The sequence below is a fragment of the Cellulosimicrobium sp. SH8 genome (assembly GCF_025818875.1).
GTDB classification, from domain to species: domain Bacteria; phylum Actinomycetota; class Actinomycetes; order Actinomycetales; family Cellulomonadaceae; genus Cellulosimicrobium; species Cellulosimicrobium cellulans_D.
This window is the reverse complement of the sequence record NZ_JAMXMH010000012.1, coordinates 198,315-223,944: the sequence shown is the minus strand read 5'-3', so window position 1 is coordinate 223,944 and position 25,630 is coordinate 198,315. Positions and strand designations below refer to the sequence as shown.

Annotated in this window: 24 protein-coding genes; 10 read left to right on the top strand and 14 right to left on the bottom strand. The window is 73.1% G+C overall.

What is annotated here, in order from left to right:
* The gene (locus NF338_RS17405; RefSeq protein WP_264031933.1) at positions 1 to 594 is read left to right on the top strand and encodes a hypothetical protein; all 594 of its coding nucleotides are present in this window, start codon (positions 1 to 3) and stop codon (positions 592 to 594) included.
* Between the two features lie 35 nt (positions 595 to 629).
* Here the strand turns inward: NF338_RS17405 and NF338_RS17400 are convergent, their stop codons facing one another.
* Positions 630 to 2,081 (bottom strand): NAD(P)H-quinone dehydrogenase, encoded by a 1,452-nt coding sequence (locus NF338_RS17400; protein ID WP_412847142.1) that lies wholly within the window; start codon positions 2,079 to 2,081, stop codon positions 630 to 632.
* A 119-nt stretch (positions 2,082 to 2,200) separates the two neighbouring features.
* Between NF338_RS17400 and NF338_RS17395 the strand changes: the two genes are divergently transcribed.
* From NF338_RS17395 to NF338_RS17375, 5 genes are all read left to right on the top strand, one after another.
* The gene (locus NF338_RS17395) at positions 2,201 to 3,052 is read left to right on the top strand and encodes a purine-nucleoside phosphorylase (RefSeq protein WP_087471569.1); all 852 of its coding nucleotides are present in this window, start codon (positions 2,201 to 2,203) and stop codon (positions 3,050 to 3,052) included.
* A gap of 1 nt (position 3,053) precedes the next feature.
* Positions 3,054 to 4,898: a phospho-sugar mutase gene (locus NF338_RS17390; RefSeq protein WP_264031931.1), complete on the top strand. Its 1,845-nt coding sequence runs from the start codon at positions 3,054 to 3,056 to the stop codon at positions 4,896 to 4,898.
* Between the two features lie 71 nt (positions 4,899 to 4,969).
* Entirely contained in the window at positions 4,970 to 6,031 is a 1,062-nt protein-coding gene (gene deoC, locus NF338_RS17385) for a deoxyribose-phosphate aldolase (RefSeq protein WP_264031930.1), read from the top strand.
* 18 nt (positions 6,032 to 6,049) lie between these two features.
* The gene (locus tag NF338_RS17380; protein ID WP_253051099.1) at positions 6,050 to 7,522 is read left to right on the top strand and encodes an aldehyde dehydrogenase family protein; all 1,473 of its coding nucleotides are present in this window, start codon (positions 6,050 to 6,052) and stop codon (positions 7,520 to 7,522) included.
* Entirely contained in the window at positions 7,522 to 8,454 is a 933-nt protein-coding gene (locus NF338_RS17375) for an aldehyde dehydrogenase family protein (RefSeq protein WP_264031929.1), read from the top strand. Before NF338_RS17380 ends, NF338_RS17375 begins: the two co-directional genes overlap by 1 nt.
* An 84-nt stretch (positions 8,455 to 8,538) precedes the next feature.
* Here NF338_RS17375 and NF338_RS17370 read toward each other — a convergent pair whose 3' ends face one another.
* The 13 genes from NF338_RS17370 to NF338_RS17310 all read right to left on the bottom strand — a co-directional run bounded on the left by NF338_RS17370 (position 8,539) and on the right by NF338_RS17310 (position 21,681).
* Positions 8,539 to 9,669 (bottom strand): adenosine deaminase, encoded by a 1,131-nt coding sequence (locus NF338_RS17370; RefSeq protein ID WP_264031928.1) that lies wholly within the window; start codon positions 9,667 to 9,669, stop codon positions 8,539 to 8,541.
* A gap of 62 nt (positions 9,670 to 9,731) precedes the next feature.
* Entirely contained in the window at positions 9,732 to 9,971 is a 240-nt protein-coding gene (locus NF338_RS17365; RefSeq protein ID WP_204540749.1) for a hypothetical protein, read from the bottom strand.
* Between the two features lie 50 nt (positions 9,972 to 10,021).
* A complete protein-coding gene (locus NF338_RS17360) occupies positions 10,022 to 10,996 on the bottom strand; it encodes a hypothetical protein (RefSeq protein ID WP_264031927.1) in 975 nt (324 codons plus the stop codon).
* Positions 10,993 to 11,340 (bottom strand): DUF202 domain-containing protein, encoded by a 348-nt coding sequence (locus tag NF338_RS17355; protein ID WP_264031926.1) that lies wholly within the window; start codon positions 11,338 to 11,340, stop codon positions 10,993 to 10,995. The genes NF338_RS17360 and NF338_RS17355 overlap by 4 nt, the downstream gene beginning before the upstream one ends.
* A complete protein-coding gene (locus NF338_RS17350; protein ID WP_264031925.1) occupies positions 11,337 to 11,744 on the bottom strand; it encodes a YidH family protein in 408 nt (135 codons plus the stop codon). The genes NF338_RS17355 and NF338_RS17350 overlap by 4 nt, the downstream gene beginning before the upstream one ends.
* A gap of 2 nt (positions 11,745 to 11,746) precedes the next feature.
* A complete protein-coding gene (locus NF338_RS17345; protein ID WP_264031955.1) occupies positions 11,747 to 13,096 on the bottom strand; it encodes a thymidine phosphorylase in 1,350 nt (449 codons plus the stop codon).
* Positions 13,097 to 13,107: 11 nt separating this feature from the next.
* Positions 13,108 to 13,506: a cytidine deaminase gene (locus NF338_RS17340; protein WP_264031924.1), complete on the bottom strand. Its 399-nt coding sequence runs from the start codon at positions 13,504 to 13,506 to the stop codon at positions 13,108 to 13,110.
* 13 nt (positions 13,507 to 13,519) lie between these two features.
* Positions 13,520 to 14,815 (bottom strand): ABC transporter permease, encoded by a 1,296-nt coding sequence (locus NF338_RS17335; RefSeq protein WP_087471559.1) that lies wholly within the window; start codon positions 14,813 to 14,815, stop codon positions 13,520 to 13,522.
* Positions 14,812 to 16,128 (bottom strand): ABC transporter permease, encoded by a 1,317-nt coding sequence (locus NF338_RS17330; protein WP_412847136.1) that lies wholly within the window; start codon positions 16,126 to 16,128, stop codon positions 14,812 to 14,814. Before NF338_RS17330 ends, NF338_RS17335 begins: the two co-directional genes overlap by 4 nt.
* Positions 16,125 to 17,759: an ABC transporter ATP-binding protein gene (locus tag NF338_RS17325; RefSeq protein ID WP_264031923.1), complete on the bottom strand. Its 1,635-nt coding sequence runs from the start codon at positions 17,757 to 17,759 to the stop codon at positions 16,125 to 16,127. The genes NF338_RS17330 and NF338_RS17325 overlap by 4 nt, the downstream gene beginning before the upstream one ends.
* A 223-nt stretch (positions 17,760 to 17,982) precedes the next feature.
* Positions 17,983 to 19,077 (bottom strand): BMP family lipoprotein, encoded by a 1,095-nt coding sequence (locus NF338_RS17320; RefSeq protein WP_087471557.1) that lies wholly within the window; start codon positions 19,075 to 19,077, stop codon positions 17,983 to 17,985.
* Between the two features lie 226 nt (positions 19,078 to 19,303).
* Positions 19,304 to 20,536 (bottom strand): amidohydrolase, encoded by a 1,233-nt coding sequence (locus tag NF338_RS17315; RefSeq protein ID WP_264031922.1) that lies wholly within the window; start codon positions 20,534 to 20,536, stop codon positions 19,304 to 19,306.
* Positions 20,533 to 21,681 (bottom strand): mannose-1-phosphate guanylyltransferase, encoded by a 1,149-nt coding sequence (locus NF338_RS17310; protein ID WP_264031921.1) that lies wholly within the window; start codon positions 21,679 to 21,681, stop codon positions 20,533 to 20,535. Before NF338_RS17310 ends, NF338_RS17315 begins: the two co-directional genes overlap by 4 nt.
* A 233-nt stretch (positions 21,682 to 21,914) precedes the next feature.
* Here NF338_RS17310 and sdhC point away from each other — a divergent pair, with 233 nt between their 5' ends.
* From sdhC to NF338_RS17290, 4 genes are all read left to right on the top strand, one after another.
* Complete coding sequence (gene sdhC, locus NF338_RS17305; protein WP_087471554.1) at positions 21,915 to 22,298, top strand: succinate dehydrogenase, cytochrome b556 subunit; 384 nt, start codon at positions 21,915 to 21,917, stop codon at positions 22,296 to 22,298.
* A complete protein-coding gene (locus NF338_RS17300) occupies positions 22,298 to 22,759 on the top strand; it encodes a succinate dehydrogenase hydrophobic membrane anchor subunit (protein WP_047233508.1) in 462 nt (153 codons plus the stop codon). The genes sdhC and NF338_RS17300 overlap by 1 nt, the downstream gene beginning before the upstream one ends.
* Positions 22,760 to 22,824: 65 nt before the next feature.
* On the top strand, positions 22,825 to 24,657 hold the full coding sequence (gene sdhA / locus NF338_RS17295; protein ID WP_264031920.1) for a succinate dehydrogenase flavoprotein subunit: 1,833 nt from the start codon (positions 22,825 to 22,827) through the stop codon (positions 24,655 to 24,657).
* Positions 24,657 to 25,424, top strand: coding sequence for a succinate dehydrogenase iron-sulfur subunit (locus tag NF338_RS17290; RefSeq protein ID WP_087471552.1), 768 nt, complete (start codon positions 24,657 to 24,659; stop codon positions 25,422 to 25,424). The genes sdhA and NF338_RS17290 overlap by 1 nt, the downstream gene beginning before the upstream one ends.
* Positions 25,425 to 25,630: the final 206 nt, after the last annotated feature.

The window sequence follows — 25,630 nt, the reverse complement described above, 5'->3', positions numbered from 1 at the left end:
GTGTCGCGGCAGCAGGCGGACGGACGCGCCGCCGCGCCGGCCCTCGTCCTGCTCGGCCCTGCGGCCACCGGCAAGTCCACGCTCGGCGAGCTCGTCGCCGGGCTGCTCGGGGTCGCGTTCATCGACCTCGACGCCGTCGCCGACCGCTACTACCCGGACGTCGGGTGGAGCGTCGACCGGCTCGTCGAGCGCATCGCGGTGGTCGGCCGGGTCGCCGCCGAGCGGGAGTGGGAGCCGGCGCGGGCGCACGCCGTCGAGCGTGCGGTCACCGACCATCCCGGCGCGGTGCTCGCGCTGGGTGCCGGGCACGCGTCGTACACGGACCCGGCGTGCCTGGACCGCGTCCGTGCGGCGCTCGCGCCCGTGCCGCACGTCGTCCTCGTCCTGCCCGGCGCCGACCGCGAGCACGCCCTGACGATCCTGCGGGCCCGGTCGGTCGCGTCGAAGGGCACGGACTGGGTCCGCGACGGCCACGACTTCCTCGCCGAGTGGGTCGACGACCCGGGGACGCGGAGCCTCGCGCACCGCACCTTCGTCACAGGCACCGAGGATCCCGCCGCGAGCGCCCGTCGGCTGGTCGTCACGCTCGGCTGAGGCGCCGCGCCCGCCGGGGCCGCGTGGACGGGTGCTCAGTCCTCCCGGTGGTGCAGCATGCGCGCCACCTCGGCGATCGAGCCGCTGAGCGACGGGTAGACCGTGAAGGCCGACGCGACGTCGTCGACCGTGAGCCGGTGCGACACGGCGAGCGTGATGGGGAACACGAGCTCGCTGGCGCGCGGCGCGACGACGACCCCGCCGAGGACGACCCCCGCCTCGGGGTGCGCGAAGAGCTTGACGAAGCCGTCGCGCATGCCGAGCATCTTGGCGCGCGGGTTGCGCGCGAGCGGCAGCACGGTCGTCACGTACTTGCTGCTCTGCGCCTTGAGCTGCTCCTCGCTGTACCCGACGGTCGCGATCTCGGGTGCGGTGAAGATGTTCGCCGCGACGGTCCGCAGCTTGATCGGCACGACGGCGTCGCCGAGCGCGTGCGACATGGCGACGCGGCCCTGCATCGCGGCGACGGACGCGAGCGGCAGCACGCCGGTGCAGTCGCCGGCCGCGTAGATGCCGCGCACGGACGTGCGTGACACCTTGTCGACCTCGACGTGCCCGCTCGGGGTGAGCCGGACCCCGGTCTCCTCGAGGCCCAGGCCGCTCGTCGAGGGGACCGCGCCGACGGCGATGAGGACGTGCGAGCCCTCGACGACCCGGCCGTCGGAGAGCGTCACGCGCACGCCGTCCTCGGTGCGCTCGGCGGACTCGGCGCGGGACCGCGACATGACGGTCATGCCGCGCGAGCGGAACACGCCCTCGAGCAGCTCGGCCGCGTCGGCGTCCTCCCCGGGGAGCACGCGGTCGCGGCTCGACACGAGGACGACGTCGGACCCCAGCGCGTTGTACGCGCCCGCGAACTCGGCGCCGGTGACGCCCGACCCGACGACGATCAGCCGCTCCGGCAGCTCGGACAGGTTGTAGAGCTGGGTCCAGGTGAGGATGCGCTCGCCGTCGGGCTGCGCCGTCGGCAGGACGCGCGGCGTCGCGCCGACCGCGAGGAGGATCACGTCGGCGTCGAGCTCGAGGGGACCGTCCGCGCCGTCGGGCGCGTCGACGACGACGCGCTCGGGGCCGTCAAGGCGGCCCTCGCCGATGACGACGCGCACGCCCTCGCGCTCCAGCCGCGCGTGGATGTCCGCGGACTGTGCCGCCGCGAGCGCCATGACGCGCGTGTTCACGGCCTCGAGGTCGACGATGTGGCGGCGCATGGCGGGGTGCTGGGCCTTGGCGGTGTCGACGGGCAGGCGGATCCCGAGCTCGGCGGCGCGCTCGGCGATGGTCATCCAGTCCGCGGTCGCGATGAGCGTCTTGGAGGGGACGACGTCCGTGAGCACGGCCGCGCCGCCGAGGCCCTGGCGCTCGACGACGGTCACGTCCGCCCCGAGCCGGCGGGCGACGAGGGCGGCCTCGTAGCCGCCGGGCCCACCTCCGAGGACGACGATGCGGGTGGCCTGATGGTCGATGCTCGCGTGCGTCACGCCGGACATTCTGTCAGGCCGTCGCGTCCCGCGGTGTCAGCATGCGAGACGACGGCGCCGGTCAGGGCCGTGCGGCGGCGTCGCCGCTCGTCGGGTCGGGCGCCCGGGGACGGACTAGCCTTGCGACCATGACGACGACGCCTGCGAGCACACCCCCGCTCGACGACCCCGCGACCGACCCGTTCCTCGTGGCGAGGGCCGCCGCCGACCACATCGCGCAGGCGACAGGGGTCGACGGGCACGACCTGGCGCTCGTGCTGGGCTCGGGGTGGGGCGGCGCCGCGGAGCTCCTGGGCGACGTCGTCGCGGAGATCCCGACGCACGAGATCCCCGGCTTCTCCGCGCCCGCGGTCTCGGGGCACCTGTCGGTGACCCGGTCGATCCGGGTCGAGCGCGCCGACGGCTCGGTCCGGCACGCGCTGGTGCTCGGCTCGCGCACGCACCTGTACGAGGGCAAGGGCGTGCGCGCCGTCGTGCACGGCGTGCGCACGGCCGCCGCCACGGGCGCCGAGACGCTGATCCTCACCAACGGGTGCGGTGGCCTCAACCGGGACTGGGGCGCGGGCACGCCCGTGCTGCTCTCGGACCACATCAACCTCACGGCCCGCAGCCCGCTGGAGGGCCCGACGTTCGTCGACCTCACGGACGTCTACTCGCCGCGCCTGCGCGAGCTCGCGCACCGCGTCGACCCGAGCCTCCCGGAGGGCGTGTACGCGCAGTTCCCCGGGCCGCACTACGAGACCCCGGCCGAGGTGCGGATGGCGGGGGTCCTCGGCGCCGACCTGGTCGGCATGTCGACCACGCTCGAGGCCATCGCGGCCCGCCACTGCGGTCTGGAGGTGCTCGGCGTCTCGCTCGTGACGAACCTCGCCGCCGGGATCAGCCCGACGCCGCTCTCCCACGCCGAGGTCATCGAGGCCGGCCAGGCCGCGGGACCGCGGATCAGCGCACTCCTGGCCGACATCGCGAAGCTGGTGTGACATGACGGACCGCACCGCCGGGTACCGGACCGACCCTGCCGACGACCCGACGTTCGACCCGGGGACCGACCGCGGCGCGTTCCTCGAGCGCATCGCCGCGTGGATCGACGACGACGTCGACGCGGGCGACCAGGACGAGCTCCGGCACCTCCTCGACCTGGCCGACTCGCCCGACCCGCGTCAGCACGACGTGCGCGTCGCGGCCCTCGCCGAGCTGCAGGACCGGTTCTCCGGCCCGCTGGAGTTCGGGACCGCCGGGCTGCGCGGGCGCATGGCCGCCGGTCCGCACCGCATGAACCGCGCGGTCGTGATCCGCGCGGCGGCGGGGCTCGGGGCGTACCTGCGGGGCGCGCTCGGCCCCGCGGGCGCCGGCGGCGCGGCCCGCCCGCGCGTCGTCGTCGGGTTCGACGCCCGGCACCGCTCGCGCACGTTCGCGGTCGACAGCGCGGCCGTGCTCACGGCGGCGGGGATCGACGTCCTCGTGCTGCCGTCGGCGCTGCCCACGCCGGTCCTCGCGTTCGCGGTGCGCCACCTCGGCGCGGACGCGGGCGTCATGGTGACCGCGAGCCACAACCCGCCGGCCGACAACGGGTACAAGGTCTACCTCGGCGGGCGCGTCGTCACGGACTCCGGCCAGGGCGCCCAGATCGTCCCGCCGTACGACGCCCGCATCGCCGCCGCGATCGCGGCCGTCGGACCGGCGCGGTCGGTCCCGCGTGCGAGCGGGGGCTGGACCGTCCTGGACCGGGAGGTCGTCGGCGCGTACGTCCGCTCGGTCCTCGCGCTGTCCGACGGCGCCCCCCGCCGCCTCAAGGTCGTCACCACGGCGCTGCACGGCGTGGGCGGCGAGACGGTGGCGCACGTCCTGCGCGACGCGGGCTTCACGACCGTCGTGCCGGTCGAGGAGCAGCTCGACCCGAACCCCGACTTCCCGTCCGTCGCGTTCCCCAACCCCGAGGAGCCGGGCGCGATGGACCTCGCGCTCGCCGTCGCGCAGGACGCGAGCGCCGACGTCGTGCTCGCCAACGACCCCGACGCCGACCGCTGCGCGGTCGCGGTGTTCGACCCGCGCGTCGGCACCTACCAGGGCGCGGAGACCGCGCGCTCCAACGGGTGGCGCATGCTGCACGGCGACGAGGTCGGCGCGCTGCTCGGCGACGACGTCGCGCGCCGCGTCGCGGCGTCCGGTGCGGCCGGAGGCGTGCTCGCGTGCTCGGTCGTGTCCTCCCGCCTGCTGGGGAAGATCGCCGCCGCGCACGGCCTCGGCTTCGCGACGACGCTCACGGGCTTCAAGTGGATCTCGCGCGTCGACGGGCTCGTCTTCGGGTACGAGGAGGCTCTCGGCTACTGCGTCGACCCCGCGCACGTGCGGGACAAGGACGGGATCAGCGCCGCGCTGCTCGTCGCGCAGCTCGCGAACCGGCTCAAGGCCGAGGGGCGCTCGCTGGTCGACGCGCTCGACGACCTGGCACGCCAGCACGGCCTCCACGTGAGCGACCAGCTCTCCGCGCGGTTCACCGACCTCGACCGCATCGGCGAGACGATGACGCACCTGCGCGCCGCTCCCCCGCGCACGCTCGCCGGCGCCGGCGTCTCGGACGTCGCCGACCTGTCGGCCGGTCTCGACGGCCTGCCACCCACCGACGGCGTGCGCATCCTCACCGCCGACGGGACGCGGGTCATCGTCCGGCCGAGCGGCACCGAGCCCAAGGTGAAGTGCTACCTCGAGGTCGTGCTCCCGGTCGCCACCGACGCCTCGCGCGACGACCTCACGGCGGCCCGGGTCGCCGCCCGCGAGCGCCTCGACCGCGTCACGGCCGACATGGAGCGCGCCCTCGGTCTGTGACCCCCGGTACGGCTCGGACCGGGGTACCCACCGGACCCGACGCGAGCCGTACCGACGGGTAACCTGGGGCGATGAGCACAACGACACCGACGTCGGTCGCCGAGACCGGCCGGGCGGGTGCCGGAACGGCCCCGGCGACCCCGGGTTCGGCCGACCGGTCCGCTGCCGAGATCGCCGATCTCGCGCGCTCCGTGACGGGTTCCGCCCTCCTCGACGACACCGCCTGGCGCCGCTACCTGCACGGGCTGCCGGGGGTGGACAAGGTGGGCGCCGACGGCCGCGCGGCCGCCCTGGGCACCCGATCGATCAAGACCACGTCCAAGGCCTGGGCGCTCGACACGATCATCCGCATGGTCGACCTCACGACGCTCGAGGGCGCGGACACGCCCGGCAAGGTGCGCGCGCTCGCCGCGAAGGCGGTGCGCCCCGAGCCCGCAGACCCGTCGTGCCCGTCGGCCGCCGCCGTGTGCGTGTACAACGACCTCGTCCCCGTCGCCGTCGAGGCGCTCGCCGGGACGGGCGTCAAGGTCGCCGCCGTCTCGACCGCGTTCCCGTCGGGCCGCGCGAGCCGCGCCGTACGCCTCGCGGACACGCGCGACGCCGTCGAGGCCGGCGCGGACGAGATCGACATGGTCATCGACCGCGGCGCGTTCCTGTCCGGCCGGTACTCCCAGGTCTACGAGGACATCGTCGCCGTGCGCGAGGAGTGCCGCGCGAACGGGCACCACGCGCACCTCAAGGTCATCCTCGAGACGGGCGAGCTCGCCACGTACGACAACGTGCGCCGCGCGTCGTGGCTCGCGATGCTCGCGGGCGCCGACTTCATCAAGACGAGCACCGGCAAGGTCTCGCCCGCCGCGACGCTCCCGGTGACGATCGTCATGCTCGAGGCCGTGCGCGACTTCCGCGCCCTCACGGGCGTCCCGATCGGGGTCAAGCCCGCGGGCGGCATCCGCACGTCGAAGGACGCCATCAAGTACCTCGTCGCGGTCAACGAGACCGCGGGCGGCGACTGGCTCGACCCGGACTGGTTCCGGTTCGGGGCGTCGTCGCTGCTCAACGACGTGCTCATGCAGCGCAACAAGCTCGCCACCGGCACCTACTGGGGCCCCGACTACGTGACCGTCGACTGAGCGGGACTGAAGGACACCATGACCACCACAGCTAGCACGGCCGGCTCGCCGTTCGAGTACGCGCCGGCCCCCGAGTCGCGCGCCGTCGTCGACATCGCGTCGTCGTACGGCCTGTTCATCGACGGCGAGTTCACGCCGGCGTCGGACTCGGGCTCGTTCAAGACCGTCAACCCCGCCACGGAGGAGGTCCTCGCCGAGGTCGCGGAGGCGACCGAGGAGGACGTCGACCGCGCCGTCCGCGCTGCGCGCCGCGCGCAGGAGAAGGTGTGGGGCCCCATGCCGGGCCGCGAGCGCGCCAAGTACCTGTTCCGCATCGCGCGCCTGCTCGCCGAGCGCTCGCGCGAGTTCGCGGTGCTCGAGACGCTCGACAACGGCAAGCCGATCCGCGAGTCGCGCGACGTCGACGTCCCGACGGCGGCCGCGCACTTCTTCTACTACGCGGGCTGGGCGGACAAGCTCGAGCACGCGGGCTACGGCCCCGACCCGCGCCCGCACGGCGTCGCCGCGCAGGTGATCCCGTGGAACTTCCCGCTGCTCATGCTCGCGTGGAAGATCGCCCCGGCGCTCGCGACGGGGAACACGGTCGTCCTCAAGCCCGCGGAGACCACGCCGCTGACCGCGCTCCTGTTCGCGGACCTGCTCCGCCAGGCCGAGCTGCCGGCCGGCGTCGTCAACATCGTGACCGGCGCGCGTGCCACGGGCTCGGCCCTGGTCAACCACCCGGACGTCGACAAGATCGCGTTCACCGGCTCGACCCCGGTCGGCAAGCGCATCGCCCAGGAGATCGCGGGCACGCGCAAGCACGCGACGCTCGAGCTCGGCGGCAAGGCCGCGAACATCGTGTTCGACGACGCGCCGATCGACCAGGCGATCGAGGGCATCGTCAACGGCATCTTCTTCAACCAGGGCCAGGTGTGCTGCGCCGGGTCCCGCCTGCTCGTGCAGGAGTCGATCGCCGAGGAGCTCGTGGACCGGCTCAAGGCGCGCCTCGGCACGCTGCGCGTCGGTGACCCCATGGACAAGAACACCGACGTCGGCGCGATCAACTCGCCGCAGCAGCTCGCGCGCATCACCGAGCTCACCGACGCGGGCACCGCCGAGGGCGCCACGCGCTGGAGCCCCGACTGCGAGCTGCCGTCGTCGGGCTACTGGTTCGCCCCGACCCTGTTCACGGGCGTCTCCGCCGCGCACCGCATCGCGCGCGAGGAGATCTTCGGCCCGGTGCTGAGCGTCCTGACGTTCCGCACGCCCGCCGAGGCCGTGGCCAAGGCGAACAACACCCCGTACGGCCTGTCGGCGGGGATCTGGACCGAGAAGGGGTCGCGCATCCTCTGGATGGCCGACCAGCTCCGCGCGGGCGTCGTGTGGTCCAACACCTTCAACCGGTTCGACCCGACCAGCCCGTTCGGCGGCTACAAGGAGTCGGGCTACGGACGCGAGGGCGGCCGGCACGGCCTGGCGCCCTACCTGATCGAGGGGAGCACCTACTGATGGCCCGCACGACGAAGGCGCCCACCGCGACCCGCACGGCGCCCGAGCGCCTCGGGGTGCGCAAGACGTACAAGCTCTACGTCGGCGGGAAGTTCCCCCGCAGCGAGTCGGGCCGCACCTACGAGGTGACGGACGCCAAGGGCCGGTTCCTCGCGAACGTCGCCCAGGGCTCGCGCAAGGACGCGCGCGAGGCCGTCGTCGCCGCACGCGCCGCGCAGGCGAAGTGGGCCGGTGCGACGGCGTACAACCGCGGCCAGGTGCTCTACCGCGTCGCGGAGATGCTGGAGGGGCGCCGCGAGCAGTTCGTCGCCGAGGTCGTCGCGGGCGAGGGGCTCACGGCGCGCCAGGCCGAGGTCGCGGTCTCCGAGGCGATCGACCGCTGGGTCTGGTACGCGGGCTGGACGGACAAGGTCGCGCAGGTCGCCGGCTCCGCCAACCCGGTCGCCGGCCCGTACTTCAACCTGTCCTCGCCCGAGCCGACGGGCGTGGTCGTCGTGCTCGCCCCGCAACGCTCGTCGCTGCTCGGCCTCGTCTCGACGATCGTCCCGCCGCTCGTCACGGGCAACGCCGTGATCGTCGTCGCGAGCGAGCGGCGCCCGATCCCGGCCGTCACGCTGTCCGAGGTACTCGCGACGTCGGACGTCCCGGGCGGCGTCGTCAACGTCCTCACGGGCTTCACCCAGGAGCTCGCTCCCCCGCTCGCGTCGCACCTCGACGTCAACGCGATCGACCTCGCGGGCGCCGTCGGCGCCGAGGGCGTCGCGTGGGGCGAGCTCGAGGCCGCCGCGGCCGACTCGGTGAAGCGCGTCCTGCGCCCCGCCGTCGGCCGTCGCGGCGACGACGCCGAGCCCGACTGGACCGAGGCCCCGCGCCCCCAGCGCATCCTCGCGTTCACCGAGACCAAGACGGTCTGGCACCCCAAGGGCGCCTGACCCCCTGCACGACCGTGGTGCCGTGATCGACGATCACGGCACCACGGTCGTGTCAGCAACCCGCGGGAGGGTCTGCAGGTTCCGTCAGAGCTGGGCGCCCTGGACCTCCTGGTAGCCCGGGAGGATCACGTCGTCGACGAGCGCGCGCCGCTCGTCGTGGTGGACGAACGCGCTCCACGCGGCGGTCATCGTCACGTCGGCGAGGTCGTCGATCGTCCACCCGGCGTGCTCGACGAGGAGCGCCATCTCCTGGGTCATCGTCGTGCGCGACATGAGGCGGTTGTCCGTGTTGAGCGTGACCGCGAAGTCGAGCTCCTTGAGGCGCGTGATCGGGTGGTCCGCGACCGACGCCGCCGCACCGGTCTGCACGTTCGACGACGGGCACAGCTCGAGCGGGATCTGATGGTCGCGCACCCAGTGTGCGAGGAGACCGAGCGCGGCCGTCCCGGACTCGCCCTCCGCGCTGTGCGGGTGCTCCGGGTCGAACGTGATGTCCTCGACGATGCGCACGCCGTGACCGATGCGGCTCGCCTGGCCCAGGTGCACGGCCTCGGCGATCGACCCCGGGCCGGCGGCCTCGCCCGCGTGGATGGTGACGGGGAAGTTCTGGTCGGCGAGGTAGCGCCAGATCTCGGCGTGGCGCGACGGCGGGAACCCGTCCTCGGCGCCCGCGATGTCGAACCCGACGACGCCGTTCGCGCGGTTCGCGACGGCGAGCTCGGCGATCTCCTGCCAGCGGTCGGCGTGGCGCATGGCGGTGACGAGCTGCCCGACGCGGATGGTCCGGCCCTCGGCCTCAGCCTCAGCGACGCCCTGCTCGATGCCGGACTGGACGGCGTCCACCGTCTCCTGGAGCGTGAGCCCGCGCTGGAGGTGCTGCTCGGGCGCCCACCGCTGCTCGGCGTACACGACGCCGTCCCGCGCGAGGTCGAGCACCGCCTCGCGCGCCACGCGCGCGAGCGCGTCACGCGTCTGCATCACGGCGATCGTGTGGTCGAACGTCTCGAGGTAGCGCACGAGCGAGCCGGAGTCGGCCGACTCGGCGAACCAGGCGCCGAGGGACTCGGCGTCGCCCGCCGGGAGCTGGTGCCCGACGTCGGCGGCGAGCTCGAGGATCGTGGCGGGGCGCAGTCCCCCGTCGAGGTGGTCGTGCAGCACGACCTTGGGCAGCGAGCGGATGACGTCGACCGTCAGGGGGGCGTTCTCGGTGGTCATGCGCTCACGGTACCGGCCGGTACGCCTGCGCTCGCGCCGAACGGCCGGGCGCCCGGGGCCGGTCAGGCGTAGTCGTCCTCCTCGCCCGGCACGGCCGACGCCTGCTCGACGACGTCGGCCTCGTTCGCCTCGCCCTCGAGGTCGGGGCGCGCGGTGCGCGGACGGTACTCGTCGCTCTCGTGCTCGGCGTCGTCGACGCCGGGGCCGTCGTCCTCGGACTCCTCGACCAGGCTCACGACCTCGTCGTCCTGCTCGACCAGGCCGGCGTCCCGCCACGCGTCGTTCCCGGGCACGGTGCTCATCGCGACTCCTCACCTGACGACTCGGCGCGCCACGGCCGTGGCGGCCGTCTTCATCCTCCCGCCGGGTGCGGGGCCTCGCCAGCCCGGCCGACGACGGGCAGGAGCGCCCAGCAGACGTGCGGCCAGCCCCCGAGCGCGCTCCGCACCGCGGGCTGGCGGGCGCCGTCGAGCAGCGACGCCACGTCCAGGTCGTGCACCGTGCCCGAGGACGGCTCGTAGACTCGGCAGCGCCGCGCCCGAGCGCCGGACACGGTGCCGTCGTCGGCGTCGACGTCGGTGAGCAGCACGACGTGGCGCGGCACGGCGGTCGCGACGCCGAGGGCGAGGTCGCCCCCGGTGAAGAGCGGGACGGGCACGCCGCGCGCGGCCGCGACAAGGGCGGCCCGGACCACGGGGCCGCGCTCGTCCCGGTCTGCGGCGACGACACGCTCGGTGTAGCGCACGTCCGCGTGGCGAGCGGCCCGCGCGGCGCCCCACGGCGGGGTCCCGAGGGACGCGGGCCACGGCAACGGGCCGAGGGCGGCGTGGTTGGTGCGCCGCTTCACCACCCGCTGCAGCTCCCCGAACCGCGCCGCACCGCCCGGCCAGGAGCGACCGCCCGGCCCGGGGTCGTCGCCCGGTCGCAGGCCCGTGGCGAGCCACAGCGCGAGCACCGGGTCGCCGGCCGCGGCGAGCAGCCCGAGCACCGCCGAGCCGCACGTCGTCGCGTCGGTCTGGCGCGCCGGCTCCCCGCCGAGCTCGAGCGGTCGGACCCTGCGGTCGTCGCGCGACGTCACGGAGGCCGTACGACCCAGCGGGTCGACGACGGCGCGCCGGGCTCTGGGATCGAGCGCACCGAGCGTGCCGGCGAGCGCGCGCACCCGGTCCTCGGGGTGGCCCGCGCGGCGGGCGAGGCCGAGCGCCCGGTCTGTCCCGCCGTCGGGCCGGTAGACGCCGCCAGGAGGCGCCTGCGGCACCGCGCGCGCGGGCACGAGCCGCGCGAGGTCGGTGACGCGGAGCGCGCCGAGCCCGCCGCGGAGGTTCATGCCGTCCCCAGCGCCCGGCCGAGCGCCCAGACGGCGCCCACGACGGCCAGCACGACGACAAGGCTCGCGACGCGCACCAGGAAGGACCACGAGTACAGCCGCCCGTCGCCGGGCAGCCCGCCGGTCGGGGGCCTCAGGACGGCGGGGACGAGCGCCAGCACCCCGACGGCGACCGCCGCGCACACCGTGACCGTCGACCCCGAGCGGAGCCCCGCGCCGGCCAGCAGGAGCGCGCCCACGACCACGCCGAGCACCGTCCGCTGCCACGCGAGCGCCGTGCGCTCCGGCTGCATCCCCTCGTCCCGGGCCGGCGGCGAGGGCACCTCCCCCGGCGGCGTGCTCACGGCCCGCTCGCCGAACCCACGGCGTAGCCCGCGAGCAGCAGCGCGAGGACCACGACCCCCGCCACGAGCACGGGCAGCCCGCTCGGGGCGGGCAGCCGCCGACGCAGGCGCAGCGCGCGCTCGTTGCGGCGCCAGGAGACGAGCGCGTAGCCCGCGAACCCGGCGCCCACGAGGCACGCGACGCCGGCGACGACGTCGAGGACGCCCGGCATGTCGGCGAACGTCGCGAACGACGTGAGCGCGACGCCTCCCGCGACCAGGCCGAGGCCCGTGCGCACCCACGCGAGCGCCGTGCGCTCGTTGGCGAGGCTGAACCGGGCGTCGGGCTCGGTCCCGACCCCGTAGACGGAGCGCGGCCGACGCGTGTCAGCCGGCTCGCCGGCGCGCGGCTCGTCAGGTGCCACGCTCAGTCGACGCGGTCCAGGACGACGGGCCCGCGCTCGACGACGGTGCCCGGGTCCGCGATCCCCCATGCCCCCTCGAGCGCCTGCACGGCCCGCTCGAAGCGCTCCGGGGTGTCGGTGTGGAGCGTCATGAGGTGCTGGCCCTTGCGCACCGGGTCGCCCGGCTTGGCGAACAGCTCGACGCCCGCGCCCGCCTGCACCGGGTCCTCCTTGCGCGCACGGCCCGCGCCCAGGCGCCACGCGGCGACCCCGACGGCGTACGCGTCGAGCCGCTCGAGGACGCCGTCGCGGTCGGCCACGACGTGCTCGCGCTCGCGCGCGACGGGCAGCGGGGCGCGCGAGTCGCCACCTTGCTCCGCGATCATCTCGCGCCACTTGTCGAGTGCGCGACCGCCCACGAGCGCGTGCCGCACGTCGTCCTCGTCCTGCGGGCGTCCCGCCCCGGCGAGCATCTCCAGCGCGAGCGCGACCGTGAGGTCGACGACGTCCTGGGGTCCGGCGCCCTGCATCACCTCGACGGACTCGCGCACCTCGAGCGCGTTGCCCGCGGTCAGGCCGAGCGGCGTCGACATGTCGGTGAGGAGGGACACCGTGCGCACGCCCGCGTCGGTGCCGAGGTCGACCATGGTCCGCGCGAGCTCGCGCGCCGAGTCGAGCTCCTTCATGAACGCGCCGGACCCGACCTTGACGTCGAGCACCAGAGCCCCGGTGCCCTCCGCGATCTTCTTGCTCATGATCGAGCTCGCGATGAGCGGGATGGACTCGACCGTGCCCGTGACGTCGCGCAGCGCATACAGCAGCCGGTCCGCGGGCGCCAGGCCGGAACCCGCCTGGCAGATCACCGCGCCGACGTGCTCGAGCGCGTTCATCATCTGCTCGTTGGTCAGCGCCGCTCGCCACCCCGGGATCGCCTCGAGCTTGTCGAGCGTGCCGCCCGTGTGCCCGAGTCCACGCCCGGAGAGCTGCGGCACCGCGACGCCGTACACCGCGACGAGCGGTGCGAGCGGCAGCGTGATCTTGTCCCCCACGCCCCCGGTCGAGTGCTTGTCCGCGGTCGGTCGCGAGAGCCCCGAGAAGTCCATCCGCTCGCCCGAGGCGATCATCGCCTGCGTCCAGCGGCCGATCTCGGTCCGGTCCATGCCGTTGAGGTAGATCGCCATCGCGAGCGCGGCCATCTGCTCCTCGGCCACGACGCCACGCGTGTAGGCGTCGATCACCCAGTCGATCTGCGCCGGGTCGAGCCGCGCGCCGTCACGCTTCGTCCGGATGACGTCGACCGCGTCGAACGGCTCGGGCGCCGGTCCCTCGGCCGTGGCCTCCTGGTCCTCGGTCCCGCCACCCTGCGGGGTCACGTCGTCGCTGGTCACGAGCGATCCTCCAGATCCTCGGGCCCGAAGGCGTCGGGCAGCACGTCCTTCATCGTCTTGATACCACGCACGGTGTCGACCAGCAGGTCGGGGCCCCCGTGCTCCCACAGGAGCTGCCGGCAGCGACCGCACGGCATGAGGGTCGCCCCGTGCCGGTCCACGCACGCGAACGCCACGAGGCGGCCCCCGCCCGTCCCGACGAGCGAGCTCACGAGCGAGCACTCGGCGCACAGCGTCACGCCGTACGCGGCGTTCTCGACGTTGCACCCGACGACGACGCGGCCGTCGTCCACGAGTGCCGCCGCCCCCACCGGGAAGCCCGAGTAGGGGGCGTACGCGCGGGTCATGATCTCGCGCGCGGCGTCGCGCAGCGCGTCCCAGTCGACGTCCGTCATCGGCACCGCGGCCTCACTTCACGTAGGGGATGCCCTCGGCGGCCGGCGGGCGCACGCGCCCGACGAGACCAGCGACGGCGAAGATCGTCACGACGTACGGCGTCATGAGCATGATCTGGCTCGGGATCGGCGTGCCCACGATGCCGAGCACCGTCTGGAGGTTGTCCGAGAACCCGAACAGGAGCGCCGCGACGAGCGCGCCCACCGGGTTCCAGCGCCCGAGGATCATGGCCGCGAGGGCGATGAAGCCCTTGCCGCCCGTCATCTCCTTGCCGAACGCGAGCCCCGACGCGACCGTGAAGAAGGCGCCGCCGAGGCCCGCGACCGCGCCGCCGAGGATCGTGTTGCGCACGCGGGTCGCGTTGACCTTGATGCCGACGGTGTCGGCGGCCTTGGGGTGCTCGCCGACCGCGCGCAGGCGCAGGCCCCAGCGGCTCCGGAAGAGGAAGACCTGGAGCAGGATCACGACGACGTACATGATGTAGACGAGCAGGGTCTGGCGGAACAGCACGGGCCCGACGACAGGGATCTGCGACAGGACCGGGATCTCGATGACCGGCAGCGGGTTGCGCGAGTTCCAGGTCGCGGAGTCCTCGGTGAGGATCGTCGAGTACAGGTAGCTCGTCACGCCGACCACGAGCACGTTGAGCACGACGCCGACGATGATCTGGTTCACCCAGTACTTCACCGAGAAGAGGACGAGCAGCACGCCCACGAGGGCGCCCGCGATCGGGGCCGCGATGAGACCCGCGTACGCCGACGACGTGAGCGAGGCGACGACCGCGGCGAGGAACGCGCCCGCGAGGAGCTGACCCTCGATCGCGATGTTGATGATGCCGACCCGCTCGCAGAGCACGCCGGAGAGCGCGCCGAACACCAGCGGGACCGCGAGGAAGAGCGAGCCCTGCAGCAGACCCGTGAGCGGGATCGCGGACTTGCCCGCCCCCGCCCAGCACAGGAACGCGAAGACGACGGCGACGCCGAAGACGATGGGCAGCCAGATGCCGACCTTGCGGCGGTCGCGCGCGGCCCAGAAGGACAGGCCCGCGAGGAGGAGAGCGAGGATCGACAGGAACAGGGCGGCCCCGGTCGAGCTGACGGAGATCGGCTCGATCTGGAAGAAGTCGCTCGCGGTGGAGAGGCGGAACGTCGTCTGCGTCCCGCCGGCCGGCAGGAGCGCGAAGAAGACGAGCGAGAGCAGCCCGATGACCGCGTAGGCGATGGGGGCCTTCCAGCTGATCGGGGGCAGCGGCTTGGCGGCGCGCCCCGATGCGGTCGCGGGGGCCGGGGTGGTGGTCGCGGTGCTCATGCTCCGGCCTCCTGCGTCGTCGTGGTGGTCGTGGCCGCCTTCGCGCGCTGCCTCGCGGCGTGGCGCTCGGCCCGCGTCGGGCCGCCCGGCGTGGGCAGCCGGAAGATCGCCCGCACGAGCGGCGGGGCGGCGATGAAGAGCACGATGAGGGACTGGACGACGAGCACGATGTCGATCGGCGTCCCGGTCCGCGCCTGCATCGCGAAGCCGCCGGCGCGCAGCGCGCCGAAGAGGAGGCCCGCGAGGACCGTCCCGAGCGGGCGGGACCGGCCGAGGAGGGCCACCGTGATCGCGTCGAAGCCGAAGCTCGCCGCGACGCCCGCGGTGAGCACCTTCTCCGTGCCGAGCACCTGGGCGCTGCCGGCGAGGCCGGCGAGGGCACCGGCGATCGCCATGACCCAGACCGTGGTCCACGGCACCGACATGCCCGCGGTGCGCGCGGCGTTCGGGTTCTCGCCGACCGCGCGGAACCGGAAGCCGAGCGTCGAGCGCTCCATGAGCCACCAGACGCCCACCGCCACGAGGAGCGCGAGGACGAAGCCGAGGTGGAGGCGAAAGCCCTCGCCGAGCAGCAGCGGGAACGTCGCGCTGCCGGGGATCGGCGGGCTGATCGGGTTGCTGCTCCCCGGTCGCTGGAACGCCGGGGTGGTGAGCAGGTACGCGACGAGGTAGATCGCGATGTTGTTGAGCATGATCGTGACGATCACCTCGTGCGCGCCGGTCCGTGCCTTGAGCACACCGGCGATGCTCGCCCAGATCGCCCCGCCGAGCGCCGCGCCGAGCACGGCGAGCAGCAGGTGCAGGCCGGGCGGCAGCGCGAACGTGAAGCCGATGAACCCGGCGAAGATGCCACCGAGGATGATCTGACCCTGCGCACCGATGTTGAACAGGCCCGCACGGAAGCCGATGCCCAGACCCAGGCCGGCCAGGATGAGCGGCGTCGCCACCGTCATCGTCTCGGTGAGCGGTCGCAGCGCGCGGGCGAGGTCGGGCGCCTGGAAGTTGATGACGGCGCCCTGGAACAGGGCGCTGTACGCGCCGAACACGGCGTTCCACACCGCGGCGAAGAAGTCCGACGGGCGCGCGAAGAAGTACGTCGCCGCCTCCTGGACCGCCGGGTCGGCCGCCGCGATGAGGACGCCGCCGAGGATCAGCGCGGCCACGATCGCGAGCAGCGAGACCAGCCAGCTGCTCTCGAGCATCTCGCGCAGGATGTTCTGGCCCGCGGGCGGCTCCGTCTTCGGGGTGTCGCTGGGAGGCGCCGGCGTCGGCGGGAGCGCCCCGGCGTCGTCGGGCGTTGCCTGCTGGGTCACTGGATCTCCTCCTCGCGGGCGGCGGCCGCGTCCGTGTCGTGGTCGGCGCCCGTGCCGGACGGCGCGTCCTCCGCGACGATGTCGGCCTCGCCGAGGGTCGTGTGGTGCTCGGCGGCCTGGACGACGGCCTCCTCGAGCGGGACCCCGGCCATCATGAGGCCGAGGACGTCGCGGTCCGTGTCGCCCGGGACGACCCCGACGACGCGACCGCGGTACATGACGGCGATCCGGTCGGCGAGCGCGAGCACCTCGTCGAGCTCGGTCGACACGATGATCACGGGCGTCCCGTTGTCCCGTTCGGAGACGATGCGCTGGTGCACGAACTCGATCGAGCCCACGTCGAGACCGCGCGTGGGCTGCGACGCGATGAGCAGGCGCAGCGGGCGCGACATCTCGCGCGCCAGGACCACCTTCTGCTGGTTGCCGCCCGACAGCGTCCCGGCGGGAGCCTCGACGGACTGCGTGCGCACGTCGAACTCGACGATGCGCTGCTCCGCGTTGTCGCGGATGGTGCCGCGCGCCAGTGCCCCGCCCCGGGAGAACGGCGGCGACGTCACGAGGTCCAGGACGAGGTTCTCCTCGACGGAGAACGTCCCGATGATCCCGTCGGTGCTGCGGTCCTCGGGGACGTACCCGACCCCGGCCTCGAGCACCTGGGAGACGCTGCGGCCCACCAGCTCCCTGTCGTCGAGGCGGATCGAGCCCGCGACCGGCTTGCGCAGGCCCACGATCGTCTCCGTGAGCTCGGTCTGACCGTTGCCCTGGACCCCCGCGACCACGAGGATCTCGCCGCGCGCGACGTCGAGGCTCACCCGGTCGACCACCGCGGTCCCCGCGTCGTCCATGACGGTGAGGTCGTCCACGCGGAACGTCGCCTCTCCCGCGTCCGCCGGTGCCTTGTCGACGCCGAGCGAGACGGAGCGGCCGACCATGAGGGACGCGAGCTCGGTCTCGCTCGCGCTGGGGTCGGCCGTGCCGACGACCTTCCCGCGACGGATGACGGTGATGCGGTCCGCGACCGCGCGCACCTCGCGCAGCTTGTGGGTGATGAAGACGATCGAGGTCCCCGCCGCCTTGAGCTGGCGCATGATCGCGATGAGCTCGTCGGTCTCCTGCGGGGTGAGCACGGCGGTCGGCTCGTCCAGGATGAGCACGCGCGCGTCGCGCGAGAGCGCCTTGATGATCTCGACGCGCTGCTGCACGCCGACCGGGATGTCCTCGACCATCGCGTCCGGGTTCACCTCGAACCCGAAGCGGTCCGAGATCTCCTGGACCAGCCGCCGTGCGCGCCGGGCGTCGATGAGGCCCGCGCCCTTGACGGGCTCGTGCCCGAGCGCGACGTTCTCCGCGACCGAGAACACGGGCACCAGCATGAAGTGCTGGTGCACCATGCCGATGCCGGCGGCCATCGCGTCCCCGGGGCCGGTGAACTGCACCGGGGCGTCGTCGACGAGGATCTGCCCGTCGTCCGGGTCGTACAGCCCGTACAGCACGTTCATGAGCGTGCTCTTGCCCGCGCCGTTCTCCCCGAGCAGGGCGTGGATCTCGCCGGGCTCGATGACCAGGTCGATGTGGTCGTTGGCGACCAGGGACCCGAAGACCTTCGTGATCCCGCGCAGCTCCAGCTTCACCGGTCTGCCTCTCCTCGTGCTTCGCAGTGTTCGTCGCGGTGCCCGGCCCCGCACACGTCGCGGTACTCCATCGAACCGCACTCGCGGGAGCGCGGCGCGTCGTGGCCCCGTGGACGTCGTCGCAGGCCCGACGACCCCGTCGTCGTCATGACGGTGGCCCGGGCGTGGTGCCCGGGCCACCGGTGCCGGCTGCCCGGAGGCGGCCGGCGGGTTCAGCGTCGCGTCACGGCGAGTTCGGCGACTCGACGACGAGGTCGCCCGCGATGATCTGCTCCTGGTACTGCGCGAGCTGGTCCTGCAGCTCGGCCGGGACCGCGTCCTCGAAGTCGTGGAACGGCGCGAGGCCGACGCCCTCGTTCTCGAGCGTCCCGACGTACGGCTCGTTGGTGAAGTTGCCGTCCGCCGACTCCTTCACGGTGTCGAACACGGCCGGGCCGATCTGCTTCATGACCGACGTGAGGATGAGGCTCCCGTAGTCCGTCGTGAGGAAGCCGTCCGAGTCGACCCAGATGATCTTGGCGCCGGCGCCCTCGGCCGCCGCCGCCGCGCCCAGACCCACCGGACCGGCGACGGGCATGATGATGTCCGCGCCCTGGTCGATGAAGCCCTGCGTGACGTTCTGGCCGTTGGCCTGGTTGTCGAAGTCACCGGTGAAGGTGCCCGTCTGGGCCGCCTTGTCCCAGCCGAGGACCTTGACGTCGGTGCCGTTGTCCTCGTTGTACTTCGCGACGCCGTCGACGTAGCCGTCCATGAAGATGGCGACCGACGGGATCTGGATGCCGCCGAAGGTCGCGACCGTGCCCGACTCGGTCATGCCCGCCGCGAGGTAGCCGGCGAGGAACGCCGCCTCGGCGGTGTTGAACAGGATCGGCTTGGCGTTGTCGATCTCGACCGGGTTGAAGTCCGCGTCGGAGAACGCGGAGTCGATCAGCGCGAAGTGCGTGTCGGGGTTGGCCTCGGCAGCGGTCTGGATCGGGTCCTCGAGGAGGAAGCCGACGCCGATGATGAGGTTGCAGCCCTGCTGCACGAGGCTGTCGATGTTGGGCGCGTAGTCCGTGTCCGCCTGCGACTCGACCTCGTGGGTCGTGATGCCGAGCTCGTCCTTGGCCTGCATGAGGCCCTCGTAGCCGGACTGGTTGAAGGACTGGTCGTCGAACCCGCCGGCGTCGGACACCATGCACGCGGAGAAGTCGGAGTTGCCGCCCGCGGTGTTCTCGCCGCCGCCGGTGGTCTCGTCGTCCTCGGGCGCGGCGCCGCACGCGGCCAGCGCGAGCGCGGCGACGGCCGCGAGCGCGGTGACCTGAGTCGCTCTCTTCACCTGATAGCTCCTGTCGTTCTCGTAGCAGGGCCGCGCAGGGAAGGACCCCTGGGTCCTCCCGAGCGTCGTTGCACGGGAGGACCGGTCCGTCGGCCTCTATAGGACCGAACACTAATCAGCCGGAGGGGTCCTGCACGTTACTTGCCGGTAACGCGGCTGCTTCGTTATGCAAGCGTCACTTTGCGTCTGAGGCGTGACACACCCCTGTCCACGGTTCGGGACCGCTTCACCCACCCTGACCGGCGGCGACGCGGGCCAGGAGCCGCATCCCCGCGTCGACGGCGCGCTCGTCGACCTGGAGGTCGCCCTGATGGATGTCGTAGCTGCGCCCGCCCGGCGTCCGCGTGCCGAGCCGCGCCATCGCGCCGGGGACCTTCGTCAGGTACCAGGCGAAGTCCTCTCCCCCGAGCGACTGCTCGGTGAGGAGCACGGAGTCCGGGCCGAGGACGTCGCGCGCGGCCGCCTCGAGCAGCCCCGTGCAACGCTCGTCGTTCTCGACGGGCGGCACGCCGCGCGTGTGGTGCACGGTCACCTCGACCTCGTACGGTGCGACGACCTGCTCGACGGCGTCGTGCAGCACCTGCCCCGCGAACTCCCACGCGCGCACGTCCAGGCAGCGCAGGGTGCCCCGCACGGTCCCCGTGCTCGGGATCGCGTTGTGCGCGGACCCCGCGTGCACGGCGCCCCACGTGAGGTTCACGCCCGAGCGCGGGTCCAGCCTCCGGCCCAGCACCGCGGGGACCTGCGTGATGACCTGGCCCAGCGCGTACACCACGTCGCCCGTGAGGTGCGGGCGGGACGTGTGCCCGCCGGGGGACGCGATGGTCACGGAGACCTCGTCGGAGGCGGACGTGATGGGACCGATGCGCGTCCCGATGCGGCCCACGTCGACCTTCGGGTCGCAGTGCACGGCGTAGATCTCGTCGACGCCGTCCATGGCACCGGCGGCGAGCACGTCGAGCGACCCGCCCGGCTGGACCTCCTCGGCCGGCTGGAACACGAGCCGCACCCCGCGGCCCAGCTCGCCCTGCGCGTGCAGGTCCGCGAGGACCAGCCCGGCGCCGAGCACCGCCGCCGTGTGCACGTCGTGCCCGCACGCGTGCGCCACGCCCGGGACCGTCGAGGCCCACGGGAGGTCGCACCTGTCTTGCAGCGGCAGCGCGTCGATGTCGGCGCGCAGGGCGACACGGCCCGGGGCGTCCGACGACGCGCCGTCGGACGACGGCGCGGCCGCGTCCCCGGGCTGCGGGCCGACGTCGCACACGAGGCCCGTCCCGGGCAGGAGCCGCGGCTCGAGCCCCGCGGCGCGCAGCCGGTCGGCGAGCAGCGCCGTCGTCCGGGTCTCGGCCCGCGAGACCTCCGGGTGGGCGTGGATGTCGCGACGGATCGCGATGACCTCGTCCACGTGGCGCGCGACGGCGGCGCCGATCCGGGCGGCGAGCGTCACGTCGGCGCTCACAGGAGCTCGTCCATCCCGAGCTCGCGCACCGTGTCGACCATCGACTTCACCTGCTGGGCGCGGGCCCGCGTCGTGACGAGCAGGGCGTCCGGGGTGTCCACGACGACGACGTCGTCGAGGCCCAGCACCGTGACGACCCGGTCGCTCGCCGGCACGACCACCGACCCGGCGCTCTCCCGGCGGACGACCCGACCCGTGTCGCCGAGGACCTTCGAGCCCGCGCCGTCGACGGAGGGCAGCAGCGCGGCGAGCGAGTTGAAGTCGCCCACGTCGTCCCAGCCGAACGTGCCGGGCACCACCGCCACGCCGCCCACGGCGGCGACCGGCTCGGCGACGGCGTGGTCGATCGCGATCCGCTCGAGCGCCGGCCAGCGCTCGGCGAGCACGCGGTCGCGGTCAGGGCCGTCCCAGACGGCGGCGATCGCGCGCAGGCCGTCGTGCAGCTCGGGACGCTGGTCGGCGAGGTGCCCCAGCAGCACGGAGGACCGCACGATGAAGATGCCGGCGTTCCACCGGTACTCGCCGGACGCGAGGTAGCGCTGCGCGGTCGCGGCGTCCGGCTTCTCCGTGAAGCCGCGCACGTGCTGCGCGCTCGGCGCCCCCGCGACGCCGAGCGGCGCGCCGCTGTGGACGTACCCGAACGCCGTCGACGGCCGTGACGCCGCGATGCCGATCGTCACGACGTAGCCGGCGCGGGCCGCCTCCACCGCCTCCCGGACCGACGACTCGAACGCGTCCCGGCCCGTGATGACCTGGTCCGCGGCGAACGAGCCGACGACGACGTCCCCGTGCCGCTGCTCGAGGACCGCGGCGGCGAGCCCGATCGCCGCCATCGAGTCGCGCGGCGACGGCTCCGCCAGCACGTTCTCGGCCGGCAGCCCCGGGAGCTGGGTGCGCGCCGCGGCGACGTGCCGGTCACCCGTGACGAGGACGACACCCTGCGCGCCCGCGAGCGGCACCAGGCGGTCGACCGTCGCCTGCAGGAGGGAGCGACCCGACCCTGTGAGGTCGAGCAGGAACTTGGGCGATCCCGCGCGCGACAGCGGCCACAACCGCGTGCCCGCCCCTCCCGCCGGGACGACGGCGTGGAAACCGGGGATCGGCGCCGCGGGCACGGCGGACGAGGGCTGAGGCGAAGAGGCCATGGGGGCAGCATAGTGAGGCGCGCAGTTCCCCCGCGGGCTGTGGGATCAGTCACAAACCCCCCGCGCAGGGGCGTTCCGCCACCTCCGACGGTCCGCATCATGACGCCGATGTCACTATGGTGGAAGCCCAGAGACCGATGCCGACGACGGTCCCGCGGTCCGGACTGAGGGAGTTCCGGTCCACGGCCGGACGTGACATCTCCCCCCTGATCTCGCCACAGGAGGCCCCCAAAGTGCCGAGTGCACCAGCTGGCACGCTCTACCGCGGCCGTGAAGGCATGTGGTCGTGGGTCGCGCATCGCGTGACCGGCGTGCTCATCTTCTTCTTCCTGCTCGTCCACGTGCTCGACACGGCGCTCGTCCGGGTCTCGCCCGAGGCCTACAACGCCGTCATCGGGACGTACCAGACGCCGATCATGGGCCTGGGCGAGGCGGGACTGGTCGCGGCCATCGTCTTCCACGCCTTCAACGGCATCCGCATCATCCTCATCGACTTCTGGGCCAAGGGCCCGCGGTACCAGCGCACCATGCTGTGGATCGTCGTCGGCCTGTTCGTCGTGACGATGGCGGGCTTCCTGCCGCGTCACCTCATGAACGTCTTCGGAGGGGGGCACTGATGTCGACCACGACCACGGCCTCGGCGGTCGCGAGCCCGCGCGACCCGTACAAGCGCCGCAAGGCCACGCGCAGCAACTACGAGCTGTACAGCTGGATCTTCATGCGCGCCTCCGGCGTCGTGCTGATCGTCCTCATCTTCGGGCACCTCTTCGTCAACCTCATGGTCGGCGAGGGCGTGCACGCCATCGACTTCGGCTTCGTCGCCGGCAAGTGGGCCTCGCCGTTCTGGCAGATCTGGGACCTGCTCATGCTGTGGCTGGCCATGTTCCACGGCACCAACGGCGTGCGCACGATCATCAACGACTACGCCGAGCGTGACGGCACTCGCCTCGTCCTCAAGCTCGCGCTGTACCTCGCCTTCACGATCGTCACGGTCCTCGGCACGCTCGTGATCTTCACGTTCGACCCGTGCCCCGCGAACGCGCCGGCCGAGCTGCTCGCGTCGTTCTGCACGGCCTAGCACCCCCGCAACTCGCCCCCGTCTTCTCGCTCCACCCGGCTCTCTCCCAGGAGGCATCGACCCCGATGCAAACCCATCAGTACGACGTCGTCATCGTCGGCGCAGGCGGCGCCGGGATGCGCGCGGCGCTGGAGTCGTCCGGCAAGGTCCGCACGGCCGTCATCTCCAAGCTCTACCCCACGCGCTCCCACACGGGCGCCGCGCAGGGCGGCATGTGCGCCGCGCTCGCGAACGTGGAGGAGGACAACTGGGAGTGGCACACGTTCGACACGGTCAAGGGCGGCGACTACCTCGTCGACCAGGACGCCGCGGAGATCATGGCCAAGGAGGCCATCGACGCGGTCCTCGACCTCGAGCGCATGGGCCTGCCGTTCAACCGCACGCCCGAGGGCCGCATCGACCAGCGCCGGTTCGGCGGGCACACCCGCAACCACGGCGAGGCCGCGGTGCGCCGCTCCTGCTACGCCGCGGACCGTACCGGCCACATGATCCTCCAGACGCTCTACCAGCAGTGCGTCAAGCAGGACGTCGAGTTCTTCAACGAGTTCTACGTCCTCGACCTCATCACGGACCACGACCTGTCCACGGGCGAGATCCCCGACGGCGAGCCGGTCACCGCGACCGGCGTCGTCGCGTACGACCTGGCGACCGGTGAGATCCACGTCTTCCAGGCGAAGGCGATCATCTTCGCCACCGGCGGCGCGGGCAAGATCTTCAAGACGACGTCCAACGCGCACACGCTCACGGGCGACGGCATGGCCCTCGCGTACCGCCGCGGCCTGCCCCTGGAGGACATGGAGTTCTTCCAGTTCCACCCGACGGGCCTCGCCGGTCTCGGCATCCTCCTGTCGGAGGCCGCGCGCGGCGAGGGCGGCATCCTCCGCAACGCCGACGGCGAGCGGTTCATGGAGCGCTACGCCCCGACGATCAAGGACCTCGCACCGCGCGACATCGTCGCCCGCTCGATGGCGAACGAGGTCCGCGAGGGACGCGGCGCCGGGCCGAACAAGGACTACGTCCTGCTCGACCTCACGCACCTCGAGCCCGCGCACATCGACGCAAAGCTCCCCGACATCACCGAGTTCGCCCGCACGTACCTGGGCATCGAGCCGTACACCGAGCCCGTGCCCGTGTACCCGACGGCGCACTACGCGATGGGCGGCATCCCGACCAACGTCGAGGCCGAGGTCCTGCGCGACAGCCACAACGTCGTGAAGGGCCTCTACGCCGCCGGCGAGGTCGCGTGCGTGAGCGTCCACGGCTCCAACCGCCTCGGCACCAACTCGCTGCTCGACATCAACGTCTTCGGCAAGCGTGCCGGCCGCACGGCGGCCGCGTACGCCGCGACGGCGTCGTACACCGAGCTCCCGGAGAACCCTGCCGCGGCCGTGATCGCGCAGCTCGAGGAGATGCGCAACCGCCCCGACGGCGAGCGCGTCGCCGACGTGCGCAAGGCCCTGCAGGAGACCATGGACGCCAACGCCCAGGTGTTCCGCACCGGCGAGTCGCTCAACCAGGCCCTCGCGGACATCCGCGACCTGCAGAAGCGGTACAAGAACGTCTCGGTCCAGGACAAGGGCCGGATGTTCAACACCGACCTCCTCGAGGCCATCGAGCTCGGCTTCCTGCTCGACATCGCCGAGGTCACGGTCGTCGCGGCCATCAACCGCAAGGAGTCGCGCGGCGGCCACTACCGCGAGGACTTCCCGAACCGCGACGACGCCAACTACATGCTGCACACGATGGCGTACCGCCGCCCCACGTCGGCCAGCGACGTCGCCGACGGTCACGTCGCCGGCTACTTCGACCACGTCGAGGCGTTCGACGGCTACAAGGTCGCCCTGGGCTCCAAGCCCGTCACCCAGACCCGGTACGAGCCCATGGAGCGGAAGTACTGATGACTGCCACACTCGAGAGCCCCGCCCCCGAGGCCAAGGCCGGCGAGATCCCCTCGTTCGAGGTCACGCTCCGTATCCGGCGCTACCTCCCCGAGTCGGAGCACGGCGAGGACGCGTACTGGGACGAGTTCACCGTCCTGGCCCACGGCACCGACCGCGTGCTCGACGCCCTCCACAAGATCAAGTGGGAGAACGACGGCTCGCTCACGTTCCGTCGTTCGTGCGCGCACGGCGTGTGCGGCTCCGACGCGATGCGCATCAACGGCCGCAACCGTCTCGCGTGCAAGACGCTGCTCAAGGACGTCAACCCCGACAAGCCCATCACGGTCGAGCCCATCAAGGGCCTGCCCGTGGTCAAGGACCTCGTCGTGGACATGGAGCCGTTCTTCGCGTCCTACCGCGAGATCATGCCGTTCCTCATCACGTCCGGGAACGAGCCGAGCAAGGAGCGCCTGCAGTCCGCCGAGCAGCGCGAGCGCTTCGACGACACCACCAAGTGCATCCTGTGCGCGGCGTGCACGTCGTCGTGCCCGGTGTTCTGGACCGACGGCCAGTACTTCGGCCCCGCCGCGATCGTCAACGCGCACCGGTTCATCTTCGACAGCCGCGACGAGGGCGCCACGCAGCGCCTCGAGATCCTCAACGACAAGGAGGGCGTGTGGCGCTGCCGCACGACCTTCAACTGCACCGAGGCCTGCCCCCGCGGCATCGAGGTCACCAAGGCGATCCAGGAGGTCAAGCGCGCGATGATCACGCGCGCCTTCTGATCCCTCGCACGTCCCGCACGCAGGGCGCCGACCGTCACGGTCGGCGCCCTGCGTCGTGCGTACGGGGTCTTCGCGGTCCACGTGATCGTGCCGTGACCGGGTGGGGCTGCCTGCATGGTCACGTCCGGCACCCGGTCGACGCGCCACGCCCGTGGGTTGCTCCCACCCCGACGAAGCCGTCAGCGCCCCACGGACCCGGCCCCCTT